Source organism: Microcoleus sp. S36a_B3 (assembly GCF_036700745.1).
GTDB lineage: Bacteria > Cyanobacteriota > Cyanobacteriia > Cyanobacteriales > Microcoleaceae > Microcoleus.
Genome location: NZ_JAUBPN010000005.1, coordinates 98738 through 116100 on the forward strand (window position 1 = coordinate 98738; position 17363 = coordinate 116100).

Consider the following 17363-nt stretch of genomic DNA (forward strand, 5'->3'; position numbering starts at 1 on the left):
CCCAGCCTTTTCTAAGCTGCCTCCGATATTTTCCGTGAAACAAACGGTACTGCTTGTCTGACTTCTTGCCGCAGCGGAATCTCGATCGAGAATTCCGTGCCCAATCCCGGTGTCGAATCGCAGCGCAGCGTACCCTTGTGCTTTTCTACGACAATTTTATAGCTGATTGACAGTCCCAATCCTGTCCCTTTTCCGACCGGTTTCGTCGTAAAGAAGGGGTCGAACAGCCGTTTTTTGACATTTTCGGCCATACCGGGGCCGTTGTCAGATATCCGCACAATTATTTTGTCGGGACTTGAATATTCTGTGGTTATGGCGATCGCGATCGGATTGGCTTTCGCTGCTTTGGGCCCGCGATCGAGGTTGTAACTCTCCAGGGCGTCGATCGCATTAGCCAGAATATTCATAAACACCTGATTTAATTGTCCGGCATAGCACTCTACTAAAGGTAAATTGCTGTAGTTTTTAACAATCTCGATCGACGGGCGATCGGCTGTAGCTTTTAGCCGGCTTTGCAGAATTAGCAGAGTGCTGTCAATACCTTCATGGATGTTGACAGGCTTCATCTCGCTTTCGTCTAAACGAGAGAAATTCCGCAAAGATTGGACAATTTGAACAATGCGATCGGCTCCTATTTTCATTGAGGACAGCAGTTGCGGCAAATCTTTGCTGAGAAAGTCAAAGTCAATATTTTCTAAATACTCTGAAATTTCCGAGGGAGGGTATAAATAGTGTTTTTGGTATAGTTTTACCAACTCCAACAAATCCCTACTATATGCGCTGGCGTGATGGATATTGCCGTAAATAAAACTAATAGGATTGTTAACTTCGTGGGCGACACCAGCAACTAATAAACCCAAACCAGACATTTTTTCCTGCTGAATCAGTTGAGTTTGAGTTTGCTGCAACTCTTGCAACGTTTGCTCTAGCTGTTGAGATTTAGCCGTGCGTTCTGCTGCTACTTTTTCAATTCGAGCGGTATAATTCCACAAGCTCATTAGATAAAGTGTCGCCACCAAAGTTAAGATGGTTCCCAAAATTAAAACAGTCAAAGAACGCCAAAATCTGAGAGGATTAATGTACTCTGGCGTTAGCCGCAGTTGCAGCAACCACCTACGATTTTCAATATTGAGAATGCGGGTGCAACTGCTGCCGTCCGGGCAGTAAGCTATTTTCCCGATTTCGAGGTTATTTTTAATGTTTTCGTCGGTGACGATCCTTTTAGTCTTCGCTTCGTAAAAAGCGAGAAACTTTTCTGCTTCAGGAGCCATAGCATCTTGAAGATATACGTTAATAAAGTTGAGTTTAGTTTCCTGTAAAGCCGATTTAACTATAGCATCAACCAGCAAAACTCCGAGAGTAAAACCTTTCAATTTTTCTGGTTCCCCCGCCGAAAAATTGGGCTGCATTGCTGCGGCATCACCCGCAGAAACTTGACCAAAAATTGGCATAAATACGAGGACGCTCGGTTGATTTGGTGAAGACCATTTTTGGCGGTCAGTCGCGATAATTTCTTGTCTTTTTGTGGCTGTTTCTAAGGCTAGCCGATTGGAATTCAAATTTAAACCTAAATCTATTTTATCAGTCAGGAATTGTGGCGAGTCAGAAACACGGGGCAGCCAAGCGATCGCCTTGAGGCTCGGATGGCGGTACAGGGCACCACCAACAAATGTATTAATTTCTCGGTTTTTAACGCCGTCAAAGACGCTGTAAAATGCTCCCGCAGCCCGAATTATTTCTAAATTCCCGCTAACATCTCTCTGAATGTCTGTAGCTATTTTATCCAGTTGCTCTTGCAGTCCTGCTTGCATGAATTTGTATTCCCAATTGTACGCGACTGAAGAGGCGATCGCAGACATTCCAAATCCTGCACAAAGTGTTAATCCTGCCTGGATGTAGTGGCGATAACTAACTAAAGTGCTAGTTGCTAAATTCAACAATTTGTTAACATTCATATTCTTCGCTGACTTTTTTTCAATCGTTCCCAGTCACAGCCTGGGAATTAATTTCAGGAGCAAGCTCCTCCGATTTGGAGCCACGAGACAGCATTACCAAGCACCAGCCTGGTAATGATATGTCGCAGCAGTGTTTTGTAGAAGCTCCCCGATAGTATGTTGAGTAGGATGCAGTCGCTGATTTAAATTGAATAAGCAGGGAAAGTCATCGCGTGTTTGGGCTTGACATAAACCTGTTGCTCTCGCTTTAGCTGTAGATAATCGAAGCGCTCGCGACTTACGTAAGCTGTTACTATCTGATCTGATTCTAATACTAATTCGGTTTGAATTTCCCGTCCTAAATGAATGATGCGGCTGACTTTTGCTAAGGCAAAACCAGACTGTGGATTAGTTTGAATTTCCACATCGTGGGGGCGCAAAAACACTAAATCAGAATGGGCAGCTCCATTATTGTGAGCCGTTGTGCCGTTGCTGGCGAACAAACCCGCAGTATTTGGCAGCACATTTACAGGCCCAATAAAACTCATCACAAAAGCTGTTGCGGGTTTGTCGTAAATTTCAGCAGGAGTGCCAACTTGTTCGACTTTACCTTTGTTCATGACCACAATTTCATCGGCTACTTCCATAGCTTCTTCTTGGTCGTGGGTGACAAAAACTGTGGTGATGTTAACTTCTTTGTGAAGGTTGTGCAGCCACGATCGCAATTCTTTGCGGACTTTAGCATCTAATGCTCCAAAAGGTTCGTCTAACAGCAGCACTTTTGGTTGAACTGCTAAAGCTCTCGCCAAAGCCACGCGCTGCCGCTGGCCGCCGGAAAGTTGCGAAGGATAGCGATCGCCCAAACCTGTCAACTGCACTAAATCCAAAAGTTCATCAACCCGCCTGCTAATTGAGTTTTTAGCAACTTTGCGAATTTCCATCGCAAAAGCAATATTTTTCTTAATAGTCATGTGTTTGAACAAAGCGTAGTGCTGAAACACAAAACCGATATGCCGTTCCTGCACCGACTGCTGGGTAGCATCCTCGCCGATCAGGTGAATAGAACCAGTATCCGGCGGTTCGAGTCCCGCAATCATCCTCAGCAGAGTCGATTTCCCGGAACCAGAAGGCCCCAACAGCGCGACTAAAGAGCCACTTTTAATTTCCAAATTCACGTTGTCAATGGCGTGAAAGGAGCCGAAGTGCTTCGATACGTTCTGAACTTTAATGCTCATGAGTTTATTTACTTATTTTAGGAGTTGACAAGCCCAACCCCACTTACTCGACAGATTTACAGTAGTATATCCTGAAAATAATATTTTGCAAGGTCTGTAACTTTTTGTATTGTATTTCCAGCCCTCCTGATGGGGACGGCGCTTGAAAGTTGAGGCTAAGAGTCGGAAGAGTTAACCCGCGAGGGTTTCGAGAGGTGGGACGATCGCCCGAGAATCAGCAATACTGAAAATACGCAAAAACCGGGATTGATGGACGAAAATACTGGATCAAAACCTTTAAAATCTTTAATCCCGCTCAAAAACCGGGTTTCTTTGCTGTCGATCGATAATTTGACGGCTGCCGACAATTCCCCGACTCCCGGCGATATTGAAAATTTCAGGTAGGAATTGCTCAATCTGAGCTGCGATCGCCCGCAATTGAGATGATAATAGTTAATTCAGAAGCCTACAATGCTTCACCTTTGAGAAACTACCAAGAATAAGTTCTAACCAAAACACCACTATGGGAAAACCAACAGGCTTTATCGAATTCCTCCGCGAATTGCCCTCCGAACTCTCACCAGTCGAGAGAGTCCACAACTGGGACGAATTTCACCTACCGATGGAGGAAGACAAACTCCGCAGCCAAGGCGCGCGCTGCATGGACTGCGGCATTCCATTTTGCCACACGGGTTCCCTGATTAGCGGCATGGCCAGCGGCTGCCCGATCAACAACCTCATCCCCGAATGGAACGACCTAGTATATCGCGGACTCTGGAAAGAAGCCCTTGACAGACTCCACAAAACCAACAACTTCCCCGAATTCACCGGCAGAGTCTGTCCCGCCCCCTGCGAAGGCGCTTGCGTGCTCGGCATCAACAACCCGCCGGTGACGATTAAAAACATCGAAGTCGCAATTATCGATAAAGGCTGGGATGAAGGCTGGATTACCGCTGAAGTGCCCGCCAAACGTACCGGCAAAAAAATCGCCGTCATCGGTTCCGGGCCCGCCGGTTTGTCGGCTGCGGCGCAACTGAACAAAGCAGGTCATTTGGTAACTGTATACGAAAGAGCCGATCGACCGGGAGGTCTGCTAATGTACGGCATCCCCAACATGAAGCTAGACAAAGAACAAGTCGTGATGCGCCGCCTCAAAGTCCTCGAAGACGAAGGCGTGACATTCGTTTGCAACACCGAAGTTGGGAAAGACTTACCAGCCGAACAACTGCTAAAAGAATACGACTCAGTTGTCCTCTGTACCGGCGCGACAAAACCCCGCGACTTAGGAATCGAAGGGCGGGAATTAAAAGGCATCCATTTCGCGATGGACTTTTTGACAGCGAACACCAAAGCAGTTTTAGACAAGAGCACCAACGGCAACTTCATCTCCGCCGAAGGCAAAGATATCGTGATTATCGGCGGTGGCGACACAGGCACCGACTGCGTGGGCACCTCCATCCGCCACGGCTGCAAAAGCTTGGTACAGCTAGAAATCCTGCCCAAACCGCCCTCGGAACGGGCCGCCAACAATCCCTGGCCCGAATGGCCGAAAGTCTACCGCTTGGATTACGGCCAAGAAGAAGCCGCAGCCAAATTCGGGGATGACCCCCGCGGCTATCTCACCACGGCGACAAGGTTTGAGGGCGACGAAAACGGCAACGTCAAAGCCGTGCACACCGTTGAGGTGGAGTGGGCGAAAAACGAGAAAGGACAGTTCATTCCGAAGCAAATCGCGGGCACCGAGAAAGTGTTGCCGGCGCAGCTTGTGTTGCTGGCGATGGGCTTCCTGGGCCCGGAACAGCCCTTGCTGGATGACTTGGGATTGGAACGCGACGCGCGCAGCAATGTGAAGGCGGAGCACGAAAAATATACCACCAGCATTCCGGGAGTTTTCGCGGCTGGTGACTGTCGCCGGGGACAAAGTTTGATTGTTTGGGCGATTAATGAAGGGCGCGGCGTGGCCCGCGAGTGCGACCTTTATTTGATGGGTGAGACGGATTTACCTTAGTGGATCGATCGGGCCGATAGGGGCGGGTTCATCAACATTTTGAGGCAACAAACCCAAAATTCTGTAAACCCGCCCCGATACCACGAAATAACCTAAATCCTGATGTAATATTTGGGTGGGGAAGGGCGGGTTTAGATAGTTTGTGGTTGGGTGTCAGAGATTGTGGTGAACCCACCCCTTGTATCTTAAAAGAAACAGGCGATCGCATCGCTAGCAACGCAAATCTAAAGAAACCAGAAAAGTTTCATAAAAATTCAAACGGGATGCGGGAAACTCAGCGGCTTTAGCCCTGAGAGGAAAGCGACACGGGGGACTTCAGTCAAGAGTGTCTTTCTTAATTAGCAGAATGATGTGGATCTTCGATATATTTCTTAACAACTTCACTGCTAATATTGCCTGCGGTACTAACAAAATAGCTGCTCGTCCATAAAGACGGCAGCTTTTTTAATTCTGGGAATTCAGCCCTCAAGTGATGACTAGAACGTCCTTTGAATGCCTTGATTACTAAAGCCGGGGTGTCCATCGGCTTAACCGCTACAAATAGGTGCACGTGATCTGGGGCCACTTCCAAAGCTAGAATATCCCAATTTTTCTCAATTGCAAGTGTCAAGAATATTTCTCGAAGCCTAGTTGCTACACTACCGACTAAAACTTTCTTTTGGCGTTTGGGGATAAACACAAAATGTTAGTTAAGCAAGAACTTGACGTGGTTGTGGGTTTGATACTCTGGAAGTGGTAACATAAAGTTTTGTTGTTATGGATTGACTTGTCTACTATAGTCTCCCAAACTAAATAAATCAATTAATTTTCAAGAAAAAGAGGTGGCTAAAGTTAGAAAAACAATGGGAGTACAGCAAATATTACTGTCTCCCAATAAAGAAGTTGAAGCCGTGTTGCAGTATCTCTGCCGCCAGTCGGGAAAGCTCTACAATAGCGCCGTCTATTTTGCTCGCCAGACTTTCTTTAAAACAGGGAAACTACTGGCAGGAAAATTTGACTTGTCTTTTGAACCGTCAATTTCTAGGTCGATGGTTGCCAAGTCGCTGCCTTTAACACCCATGCAGCAAACTTTGATGTCGGTGACGGAGGCATTTAAAAGCTTCAAAGAATTGAGAAGCTTATACCTTCAAGGTAATTTGCACTTTAAACCTAAGCCACCGAGCTACTTAACAGGGTCTAAGTTATTCAAAGTAGCTTACCCAAATTCTGGAGGGTTAAAGCCAGCACTTGTCGGCAATCAATTACGATTTTCTTTGGGTTTGACAGTGCGTCGCTGGTTTGGGATTTCTGAATTTCTTCTACCTATGCCGTCAAACATTGATTGTTCAAAGGTTAAAGAGTTCACTATTCTCCCTAAAAATGGTGCTTTCTACTTAGAAATGTCTTACGAAGTAGAATGTCAACAGCATGATTTAGATCGTAGTCAAGCATTATCAATTGATTTGGGGACTGCCGACAATTTAGCGGCTTGTGTTGACACGCTGGGAAATTCATTCTTGATTGACGCTCGCGCTATGAAGGCGATAAATCAACTCTGGAACAAAAAAGTAGCAACCAGAAAGGAGGGAAAACCTACGGATCATTGGGATAGTTGGTTAGACCGCGTAACTCGTAAGCGCAATCACCAGATGCGCGATGGTGTCAACAAAGCTGCGAAGCTGATTGTTGAACATTGTTTGAAATACGGCATTGGCAATCTAGTAGTTGGATGGAATCAAGGGTTTAAATCCAATGTTGATATGGGTAAACTGAACAATCAAAAGTTTGTTCAAATGCCACTAGGAAAGTTAAAAGATCGTTTGAGCCAACTGTGCAACTCGCACGGCATTAAGTTCACCGAAACAGAAGAAGCATATACGTCCAAAAGTAGTTTTCTTGATGGAGACTCCCTACCCAAGTACGGTGAAAAACCGCCTGAGTGGAAAGCATCTGGAAAACGAATTAAACGTGGACTGTATCGCTCTGCTGATGGAACTGTAATTAATGCGGATCTAAACGGCGCTGCCAATATTTTAAGAAAAGTAGCCAGTAAGTTAGGTGTAAAACTTGACCGACTGTGTAGACGGTGTTTGGCTACCGTAGCGAGAATCAGACTTTAGTAATAACTAAAGTTATTCTGTCAGCAGAATCTCAGTGACTTCAGCTCGCTTGAGTGTCAAAGCTTGGTACAAGTTTCGCTAGAAATTATAGTGCGAGCGTCCCCGAAGAGCGATCGACTTCGCTCTTCGGGGATGCTCGCACTATGATTAAAATATATAATTCCGATGCTATGGGAAACGATATTACAAGCCCTATTGCAGCGACTCGATTCCTTACAAAAAATGACGACAGCAGAACAAAACCGTTGAGAAACAGCCACAGCGACTGTGGCTGGACTTACTCAATAACATTTGGAGTACCTCAAACAACAAGCACAGATCGTACCAATTCCGCTTGCACTCATACATGATGTTAACTGTTAACAGTTAACAGTTAACAGTCAACAGTCAACAGTATCTACGGGATTGGTATATTTGAATTAATCTTGTGGTGGGGCGGGTTTATACGATTCGTCGTTGGGTCTCAAATATTTGGGCAAGGGGAACCCCTACAAGATTGTGATATTATGTATTATTGAGAAATTTATTATCGCAATCTAATTTAATAATAAAAATCATGAAAGTAGCCAATACAAAAAATATATTTATCTTAACATTCCTCTCTTTTACCAGCTTAGTAACTGGGGAAATCGGACTTTTCACCCCATCCCAAACAGCCACGGCCCAAATTACTCCCGCTGCTGACGGCACAAATACTCAAATCACACCGAATGGCAATCAATTCAACATCCAAGGTGGCCAACAATCCGGCGATGGCACTAATTTGTTTCACAGTTTCCAGCAATTTGGTTTAACTCAAGGACAAACTGCCAATTTTATCTCAAATCCCAATATCCGCAATATTTTAGGGCGAGTTGTCGGCGGTGATGCTTCGCTGATTAACGGCATAATTCAAGTTACGGGCGGCAATGTTAATTTATTTTTAATGAATCCGGCGGGGATTGTTTTTGGTGCAAATTCTAGTTTGAATATTCCCGGTTCTTTCACGGCGACTACGGCGACAGGAATCGGTTTCGGCAATAATTGGTTTAGTGCGGTTGGTACGAATAATTATACAAATTTAGTCGAAAATCCGAATACTTTTGCTTTTACAAATCTACAGCCGGGAGGAATTATTAATCTTGGTAATTTGGCGGTGAATCAGGGACAAAATATTAGTTTGTTGGGCGGCACGGTTTTGAGTGCGGGACAACTTGCTGCACCTGGAGGAAATATTATGGTGGCGGCGGTTCCGGGTCAAAGTTTAGTTAGAATTAGTCAGCCGGGAAATTTATTGAGTTTGGAGATTCAACCGCAATCTGTGGCTGGTAGTTTGCCGCAAAGTTGGGTGTTACCAGTTGCATCTTTGCCGCAGTTGTTGACTGGTGGTGGGGGAAGTGCCACGGGGGTGATAGTGAATGCTCAAGGGCAAGTAGAATTAACTGGTGGCGTGCAGGTAGAGAATGGAGATGTTGTTGCTAAAGAAGTAACTGCCCAGAATGCAACTCTGTCAGCTAATGGCAATTTGACGTTAGTTGAAAGTCTGTTGCGTACAACTGGTGATTTGAGTTTGCTGGCTGACGATACGGTGCGGGTGCGCGACAGTGTGGCGAATCCGTTTGTGGCGAATGCGGGCGGCAATCTTTATATTCAAGGTAATAGAAGTATTGATATTTTGGCGCTGAATCATCTTTCGGAAACGCCGTTTATTAGCGGTGGAAATTTGACTTTGGCGAGTGATGGCATCATATCTACAGATTCTCATTTTCGCAGTGGCAGTAATATGTCAATTCTCGATTTGTCGGGTAAACCTGCTAATTTTACCAGTTTGTACGATCCGATTTTTACGCAGTCTGGTGATTATACTTCAGGGGGTTACAGTGGTGCATCCCTCAAGGTAGATACGACTTCGGGGACGGGAAATATTATTTTTACAGGCGATATAAGTATTACGAGTCCAGACACAACTATTACTAGCGGTGCTCCCGGCACGGATGAATTTATTCTGCGTACTTCGCGAGCTGTAATTTTGAGATCGGGCGGCAACATTCAAACAAGAGGTATTGATACTTATCTCTATACATACATGAACATAGGGCCTGTAATTATGCAAGCTATAGGTGACATTATTATTTCTGGAACTTATATAGGTCCATCTATCAAAATAGATACGACTTCGGGTACGGGAAATATTATTTTTAATGGAGATATAAGACTTACCAGTACCGCTGGAGTTTATGATAGCGCTCCTACGGGTTATGAATTGATTTGGGGCGGTTCTAGAGCGGTAATTTTGCAATCTGGCGGCAACATTCAAACAGGAAATTTTGCGGCTTATAGTCCTAATACATCAAAGACTACAGTCCCTATAATTATGCAAGCTACAGGCAACATTCAAACAGGAAGTATTAATACAGAGCAGACAATGGATGATAGTAGTGGTATAATATCTTTAACTGCTGGAGGCAACATCCTTACAGGTACACTTTCTACAGGAGTTAGTTTGGTCACTGGCACTGTCAAGAAGGGCGGCGATATTACTTTGAATGCAGGTGGCACTATTACGACTGGCGCTCTCAATGTAAAGGCGATTCAAAACGGCGGGCAGATCGCACTTACGAGCGGCGGTTCAATTGATATCGGAACGATCGATGCAACGGGCGATAGCGCTGCTGGAAATATTACAATTCAAGCTAACAGTGGCATCACAACACCGACAACAGGAATTATCGCGGGTACTTCTAGTAACGGCAATGGCAGCAACGTTACTTTATCTGCTACTAATGGAAATATTAATATTGGTAGCGTAAATACTTTTGGTATATTGCAGGGTGGAAATATTAATATTACCAACACTAAGGGCGATATCATTACAAGTCAGTTGCAAAGTTCCTTGTTCACTTCAACTAACAGAGGTGGCGCAATTAATCTCAGTGCGGGCGGCAATATTACTACTAATAGCATTGGTTCATCTGCCTTGCAAAATAGTGGGGCAATAACGTTGATAGGTGATAAGAGCCTTAGCTTAAAAGGGAGTGTTAATTCCGATTCTCGTAATGGTGTTAGTGGTAATATAACTATGGAGGCTGGTAATGGAATTAATCTTAATGGGAATAGCATCAGCGCTGGTGGCCCTCAAGGCCCAACGGGTGGGAATATTACCCTCAAGACTACCAATGGTGACATTATAATTTCTCCAGGTCAGATCGATACAATTGGTAATACTCCTGGTAATATTTTTCTTTCAAGTGGAGGTGCGATCTCTATTGGATCGGCAAACTCAGTAGCTGGCTCCATAGATGCCCGATCTGACAGCAAGGGTACTGGCGGTAATGTAACCATTTTGGCTAATGGCGATATTAATCTTCTAAGCATTTCAGGCGTGTACATACCAGGTGATACTGGCGGCGGTAATATTAGCCTCACTAGCATGAATGGTAAAATTAGCACAGGCATTCTCAATACCGAAGCTAATATTAGTGGCAATGCTGGCAATATCAACCTCCAAGCTAAGAATGGCATAGAAACACCAAGTGAAATACCAGGATATAGCTTAGATTTATTATCGACTCGTTCTCCTAATGGGAATGGTGGCAACATTACTCTATCTACGATTAACGGTAATATTCAAATAGGTAATGTCAATTCTGGCGGAAAATTGCAGGGTGGAAGTGTTAATATTACCGCCAGCACTGGCAACATTACTACCAGCGACATCCGGGCGATCGGCAATCAAGACGGCGGCTCAATCACGTTTAAAAGTGGCGGGGCGATCGATACTACTGGCGGAATCATCAATGCGATCGGCGGCAACAACGGCGGCAATATTTCCCTCGAAGCTGGAACCAACATCAGTACAGCAGGAATTGGTAGCGCCCTATTATTGAGTGGCTTCAATGCAAATAGCGGCAATCTTCGCATTCAAAGCGGCGGTAATATTGACACAACTGCTGGCCCGCTGATTACTGCCGCGGCCAATGGCAAAGGCGGAAATGTTGTCATAAATGCTAAAGAAAATGTGGCGACATCTAGTATTAATTCCCGCACTTTTGCTCCCAGCACCACTGTGAATGGCGGCAATATAGATATTCAGGCAAATAGTATTACTGCGGGCGGAATTATCGAAACTAACCGCAACAATATTACATTTGCTGCTCCGGTAACATTGTCTGAGAACCTCTCTGTTAACATTCTGGAGATGGGCGACATTACTTTTAATTCTACAATTGACGGGCCGTACAATCTCGCGGTCAAGCCAAATGCGGGAGTTGTTCAGTTTGGCGGTGCGATCGGCAGCCTGACTCCTCTCAACAGCGTCAATATTCAAGATGATATTCCCAGCAATACGGTGAAGGTCGATATTACTGCAACTAATAACATTACCGCTCAAAACATCACCTCGGAAGCCGGGATTTCTTTGTATAGCGAACAGGGAGAAATTAAAACAGGAAATCTTGACTCGACTTCCCAAAATAATGGCAGCAATATTGATTTGAATGCGGGAACTAATATCACTGCAGGCAATATCAACACTTCGGCCGCTGGTAATGGCGGCAATATATTTCTCGATGCCAATGGTAATATTAATGCTGGAGAAGTTGACTCTTCGGCCAATGGAAATGCTGGCAATGTCAGCGCGATTAACCGCAGCAGTGCGGGCGACATTGTTCTGAGTTTAATTAACGCTGAAAGTATGGAAAGCGGTAGGGGCGGAGATGTTTTGATTTTGACTCAAAGGTTTTTTCGATCGCCCAATTCGTTCTCAGACAGAAACAGCATCAATGCTAGCATCTCTACGGCCGCCAGTCCAGGAGACGATCGCGGCGGCTTCATAATTATCAACCACGGGGGCGCGGGAATCACGCCTTTTATTGTCGGCAATTCCGAGAAAAATGGAACTGCTGGTGCAATTACTAGAGGAAATAGCAATCCCGAACAAACGATTTTGCCCGAGATCGGTTATACCTACACTCACAGACAAGACCTCAGTCTCGCATCCAATCGCGAGCGCATTCAAATTAACTCGGTTCCCTCACCCATTACGCCCGTACCAACACCCGCACCGACGGCGACTCCATCTCCAACAGTCGCAGCCACACCCGCCGCCACACCCGCGCCGACGGCGACTCCATCTCCAACAGCCGCCGCCACACCCGCCGCCACACCCGCACCGACGGCGACTCCATCTCCAACAGCCGCCACCACACCCGCCGCCACACCCGCACCGATGGCGACTCCATCTCCAACAGCCGCCGCCACACCCGCACCGACAGCGACTCCATCTCCAACAGCCGCCGCCACACCCGCGCCGAGGGCTGTTCCGTCGCCAATAACCCTAGCTACAAGAACCGCACCGACGGCTGTTCCCTCGCCGTCGCCGGCAACTGAAACGGCCTCACCGACGGCGACTGCATCCCCAATACCCGATCGCCCGATCGACCAAACTCCATCTTCCACTCCTTCACCAACACCCGCACCCGCGCCCGTATTCGAGAATTTTCCCGAACTCGAAGAATTGCTAAACACCAATTTCTTTACACTGCCGCCCCGCAGGCTTCCCACCCAGCCTTCTACACCAACCACACCGGGCGCAGCCGCCCGAATATCCGTCACGCCGACAATTCCCTCGATCGCCCAACTCACCGCCCCCGTCGCTTCTCCAAGTGCGATCGCTCCTCCAAGTGCGATCGCTTCTCCAAGTGCGATCGGGCAAAATCCAGCCTCCGCAACCCTTCAAGCCCCTTACAACCCGCCTGTAGGACAAATTCAACCCGTACCTGCACCTTCTGTTTCACCCGTTCCCGCACCGATTCCCGCACCGATTCTCGCACCCACTCAAAGCCAAACTCCGCAACAGCAATTAGGCTTGTTAATTGGCGATTTATTAGCAGCAAAAACCACCATCACCCCAAATCCTGAAACCGGAGGCAACACTTTTGAATGGGCATTTTCTGACTCAAAGAACAACTTTTCGCTCACACCACCGCCCCTTGAGAAAGCACCCAATCTTACTTTTATACCGCCTTCGGAAAAGCCGCCAGAAAATCCGCCAGAACTTGGTTCTTCTGCTACAGAACAACCGGACGGATGGATAGTCTCAACTCCCGATCCTGCGCCTATTGAGCCGCCAGTTGCTCAAATAGAGCCTGATTGGTTGGCCAACATTCCCCAAATCACTTTTTCGCCAACTCCCGCACCAACTCCAGCACCCGCGCCAACTCCCGCCCCCGCACCAACTCCAGCACCAACTCCCGCACCCGCACCCGTGCCAACTCCCGCGCCCGCACCAACACCCGCCCCAACTCCCGCACCCGCACCAACAACCGCACCCGCAGCCATCCCTAATCTTTTTCCCTTAGAAATTAGCAGGTTGAGCGTCGAACAAACATTAGACCAAGGTAATGGTAATGATGCTGTTGGTCTAATTGATAAACTGTTTGAACAAGATTATGAAAATTATTATGGCGAAGATTTGACCGACCAACAAGTAACTATTGAATATCTGAAAGAAACTCTCAAAACAATCAAAGAGGAAACCGGAAAGCAAGCGGTTATTGTTTACGCGCTAGTCCGTTTTGAAGCATTGTGGCTAGTCTTAGTAGTTCCCGACGGCCCTCCGATTATCAAAAAAATTCCTGTCAACAGCGAAACTTTGCTAAAAACAGTGAAAGAGTTTCACCACTTTTTGGCTAAGCCAAATGATGCAGCAGATACAAGATATTTGCCAATTGCTCAGAAACTTTACCAGTGGTTAATTGCGCCGATTAGTTCAGATATAGAAGCGTTAAATGTCGATACGTTAGTGTTTTCTTTCGATGCGGGTTTGCGCCAGTTGCCGCTAGCTGCTTTGCACGACGGCCAGCAATTTTTAGTAGAAAAGTACAGCCTCGGCTCAATTCCCAGTGTTAGCTTGACTAGCACGAGTTATCAAAGTTTGAAAAACGCGAAAGTTTTGGCAATGGGTGCTTCGGTATTTATCGATAAACTTGCTTTGCCTGCAGTGCCGATCGAATTAGCTGCGATCGCCGGTACAATCGGTAAGGGGCAAAATCCTGCGGAATTGCCCTTGTGGCCTGGCCGCTTTTTTCTCAATCAAGATTTTACGGTAGAAAATCTCATAAAACAGCGCCAGCAAGAATCTTTTGATATTATTCACTTGGCTACTCACGCGAGTTTTCCGCAAAATCAATACGGGCGCAGCGAAGCTGAAATTGATTTTTGGAAGCGCTCTTTGCCGCTGGATGAATTTCGGTTGGCTAAGTGGTACTATCCCCGACAAGTACAGTTATTGGTGCTGAGTGCGTGCGAAACTGCGATCGGCGATCCGACAGCGGAAATGGGTTTTGCGGGGCTGGCAGTCGGCAGCGGTGTAAAATCAGTTTTGGCGAGTTTGTGGAAGGTTAAGGATGTTACGACTTTGGCGCTGATGACGGAGTTTTATGCTAATTTGCGATCGGCTCCGATTAAAGCTGAAGCCCTGAGACAAGCTCAACTGGCGATGATTCGCAAACAGGTAGTATTTAAAGATGGTAAGTTGGTGGGAACTCAAAGGGCGATCGATCTTACTAAAGTCGAACAAATAGCAAATTCAGATTTATCTCACCCAAAATTTTGGGCAGGATTTACAATAATTGGCAGTCCTTGGTAATAAACTGGCGCGCATCTAATTTTAACAATAAGATTGGTTAGTAGTGCGGACTTTACTCCGCACGAGCTAACCTTTATGCTAATCAACCGGACATGATATAAGTTATAAACCAATACGGTTCACTTAACATATTTATGCCCCGGAGATCCCCCTCGCATCCCCCTTAAGAAGGGGAGTAGGGGTTGACTTTGAGGGCATTCTTGTCCCCCCCTTCTTAAGGGGGGCTAGGAAGGATCTGTCTTAAGTGAACCGTATTGAGTTATAAACTTTTTTTTCCCAAATACTGTAATGGAGCAAAACCTGTGAGCAATTTTACTCAAATATTCAAGTCCAAAGATAAATCCTCAATACACTTGTCTGTAGAGGAATCCGTCGCGGCGGTAGCACTTGTCGCAGCGGAGGCAAATTACCCTGATGTGAGTGCCGATATCTTGATAAGCAGAATTTGGGATTCAGAAATATTTGCTGAATACTCGGAGGATGATATGTCAGCAACTCTTCAAAAACTCGCGGGTATTCTTGCCAAAGACGGTTTAGGAGGATTATTTAATACGGCTTCTGAATCACTCCCAGATGAGTTGGTGTTGGATACTTTTACGATTACCGCAGCAATGTTTGTCGCAGATGGCGAAGTGTCTCAGAAGCATCGGGCTTTTCTCAAGGAATTTCAAGAAGTATTAGGTGTAGGCGATAAGGAAGCTAAGGAAATTATTGAGGATGTAATTGCTGGATACTCGGAACTAAAACTCGAAAATTACGATATCGAGACAGATGAGGCGTTGTATTTCTCTGCTCTAGGCAATTTTGTGGTTTCGATTCCTGTTGAGAGGCAACGAGGCGGTAAAATTGAGGATGACAAAAGCTTTGTTGCTTTTTCTGACGATTTTGGTGTTTTGCTGAAAATTGATTATTTCCCGCTTTCTGGTGATGTGAAAAAATTAATCGAATCAGCGGGGGAATGGGCTTATCTTACTTTGTTTCTTAACAAGTTTATTGATGACACGGTTCTGGCTAAATTTGCTAATTCTCAGTTACTCTACAGTGAATATTTAGAAGAGGAAAATGCTTATTTGGTAGTTACCGATTTGCCTGGGAGTGCTAATGTCAGCGTACCACAAAATGACGGTCAACTTACTTTGATGGATGCTTACCGGGGATTTATGGCTTTGATCGTTGACGATTTTTGCTACACGGTGAGTTGTCAGCGAATTTATGAGAAGCAGGAGGAATTGGGTTCTATTGAGTCGGAGGTTGAGGATCTTATGAATAAGATTTTTGATTTTATTCAGACGATCCAATTCTCTGGGGAGCAATAAACACTACTTTTAGCTTCTGCGATCCAATCTTATAGTTGTCAATTGAGGGGACAGGATATTAAAGCAGTTAACAGCGCTATGATACGGTGACGATTATTTTAGCGGGGTGCTAGATATTATATCAAATCCTCTCTTCATCGGAATTGTAAATTCACTGTTGACTGTTGGCTGCTGGCTGTTAACCGTTAACCGTTAACATCATGTATGAGTGCAGCCGAAATTAATATTAGAGGTTGTTGGAATAAAATAGTGCGATCGAGAACAGGCTTTTTAGTCGGTTCTCGATCGCACTTCCAGAGTCAGTCAACGCCAGTCGGAAGACAGCAGCAATTCGCCGCCATTTTCGATTAATTAGTCGTTTGAGCTTCCTGCAATCGCTGCTTGAGTTCTTCCAGAGCGCTCGCCCAGCGCGGATCTGGCTGCACCGAGCCAGAATCAGCGCTCGACACTGTGGTTGTGGACTGATTGCGGCGAGACTTGTTGTTGTCACTCCGACGGCGATTGCTTTTACTAGAACCCCCTCCACCTTGAGTTGGGGGAGCCGAGCGCTGCTGTTGCTGCGGCGCAGGCACCGGCATCGCTGTTGATGCGGATGCCAACTGCGGTGAAGCAGGCGACGATGACTGCTGCTGATCTTCTTCGCCCTTCTCCGATTTACCCTTAGAGCGGGGAAGTGCCTTCTCTATTTTTAGCGGGTTTTCTTTGAACATTAAGCCGTTATATTTCTCAATAACTTGGTCGGCTTGTTCGTCGGTTAGCACCGTCACAAAACCAAATCCTCTACATTTACCTGTTTTGCGGTCTGTAATTACCTTTGTGGTAACAGATTCGCCCTCGGGTGCAAAAACTTCTTGCAATTCTTGGCGATCGAGTTCCTTGGGTAGGTTGCCAACATAAAGACGAATAGACATGAAAAATTCCTCCAGAATAGGATTCTAATTAATTTGCTCGAACCGAATTACCTGCTGTCAACTGAACGTTGACTTCAGGGAAAGACCGCATAACCGCATAATTTGCACATTCCTCCCACCAACCTTGACAGATTCTCCCACCTTTTAGAAAAAAAAGGTGATTTATTCTGATCGGGCCGGAACTTAACCGCCGATGCAGAGAGCCTTGAAATCTCAGGTTGTGGTGTAAACTTTTAGTCATCACTCAAATGTTG

General features: G+C 45.9%; 10 protein-coding genes. 5 read left to right on the plus strand and 5 right to left on the minus strand.

The window, feature by feature from the left end; genetic code table 11:
- Window positions 1-11 precede the first annotated feature (11 nt).
- The 3 genes from QUA01_RS07870 to QUA01_RS07880 form a co-directional block, all read right to left on the minus strand.
- On the minus strand, window positions 12-1955 hold the full coding sequence (locus QUA01_RS07870; protein ID WP_333088946.1) for an ATP-binding protein: 1944 nt from the start codon (window positions 1953-1955) through the stop codon (window positions 12-14).
- A gap of 182 nt (window positions 1956-2137) precedes the next feature.
- Window positions 2138-3169: a sulfate/molybdate ABC transporter ATP-binding protein gene (locus tag QUA01_RS07875; protein WP_333088948.1), complete on the minus strand. Its 1032-nt coding sequence runs from the start codon at window positions 3167-3169 to the stop codon at window positions 2138-2140.
- A gap of 155 nt (window positions 3170-3324) precedes the next feature.
- Window positions 3325-3564: a hypothetical protein gene (locus QUA01_RS07880; RefSeq protein ID WP_333088950.1), complete on the minus strand. Its 240-nt coding sequence runs from the start codon at window positions 3562-3564 to the stop codon at window positions 3325-3327.
- 107 nt (window positions 3565-3671) lie between these two features.
- On the opposite strand from QUA01_RS07880, the gene gltD reads away from it, so the two are divergent.
- Window positions 3672-5156: a glutamate synthase small subunit gene (gene gltD, locus QUA01_RS07885; protein WP_333088951.1), complete on the plus strand. Its 1485-nt coding sequence runs from the start codon at window positions 3672-3674 to the stop codon at window positions 5154-5156.
- A gap of 334 nt (window positions 5157-5490) precedes the next feature.
- Here the strand turns inward: gltD and tnpA are convergent, their stop codons facing one another.
- The gene (gene tnpA, locus QUA01_RS07890; RefSeq protein WP_333088952.1) at window positions 5491-5835 is read right to left on the minus strand and encodes an IS200/IS605 family transposase; all 345 of its coding nucleotides are present in this window, start codon (window positions 5833-5835) and stop codon (window positions 5491-5493) included.
- 142 nt (window positions 5836-5977) lie between these two features.
- On the opposite strand from tnpA, the gene QUA01_RS07895 reads away from it, so the two are divergent.
- The 4 genes from QUA01_RS07895 to QUA01_RS07910 all read left to right on the plus strand — a co-directional run bounded on the left by QUA01_RS07895 (window position 5978) and on the right by QUA01_RS07910 (window position 16549).
- Entirely contained in the window at window positions 5978-7255 is a 1278-nt protein-coding gene (locus QUA01_RS07895) for an RNA-guided endonuclease InsQ/TnpB family protein (RefSeq protein WP_333088954.1), read from the plus strand.
- A gap of 556 nt (window positions 7256-7811) precedes the next feature.
- Window positions 7812-14882 (plus strand): CHAT domain-containing protein, encoded by a 7071-nt coding sequence (locus QUA01_RS07900; RefSeq protein WP_333088956.1) that lies wholly within the window; start codon window positions 7812-7814, stop codon window positions 14880-14882.
- Window positions 14883-15184: 302 nt separating this feature from the next.
- Window positions 15185-16198, plus strand: a complete 1014-nt coding sequence (locus tag QUA01_RS07905; protein ID WP_333088959.1) for a tellurite resistance TerB family protein — start codon at window positions 15185-15187, stop codon at window positions 16196-16198.
- Window positions 16199-16402: 204 nt separating this feature from the next.
- Complete coding sequence (locus QUA01_RS07910) at window positions 16403-16549, plus strand: hypothetical protein (RefSeq protein WP_333088960.1); 147 nt, start codon at window positions 16403-16405, stop codon at window positions 16547-16549.
- On the opposite strand, the gene QUA01_RS07915 is transcribed toward QUA01_RS07910, so the two are convergent.
- Window positions 16546-17109 (minus strand): RNA recognition motif domain-containing protein, encoded by a 564-nt coding sequence (locus tag QUA01_RS07915; RefSeq protein ID WP_333088961.1) that lies wholly within the window; start codon window positions 17107-17109, stop codon window positions 16546-16548. The two genes, QUA01_RS07910 and QUA01_RS07915, sit on opposite strands and share 4 nt — an antisense overlap.
- Window positions 17110-17363 lie beyond the last annotated feature (254 nt).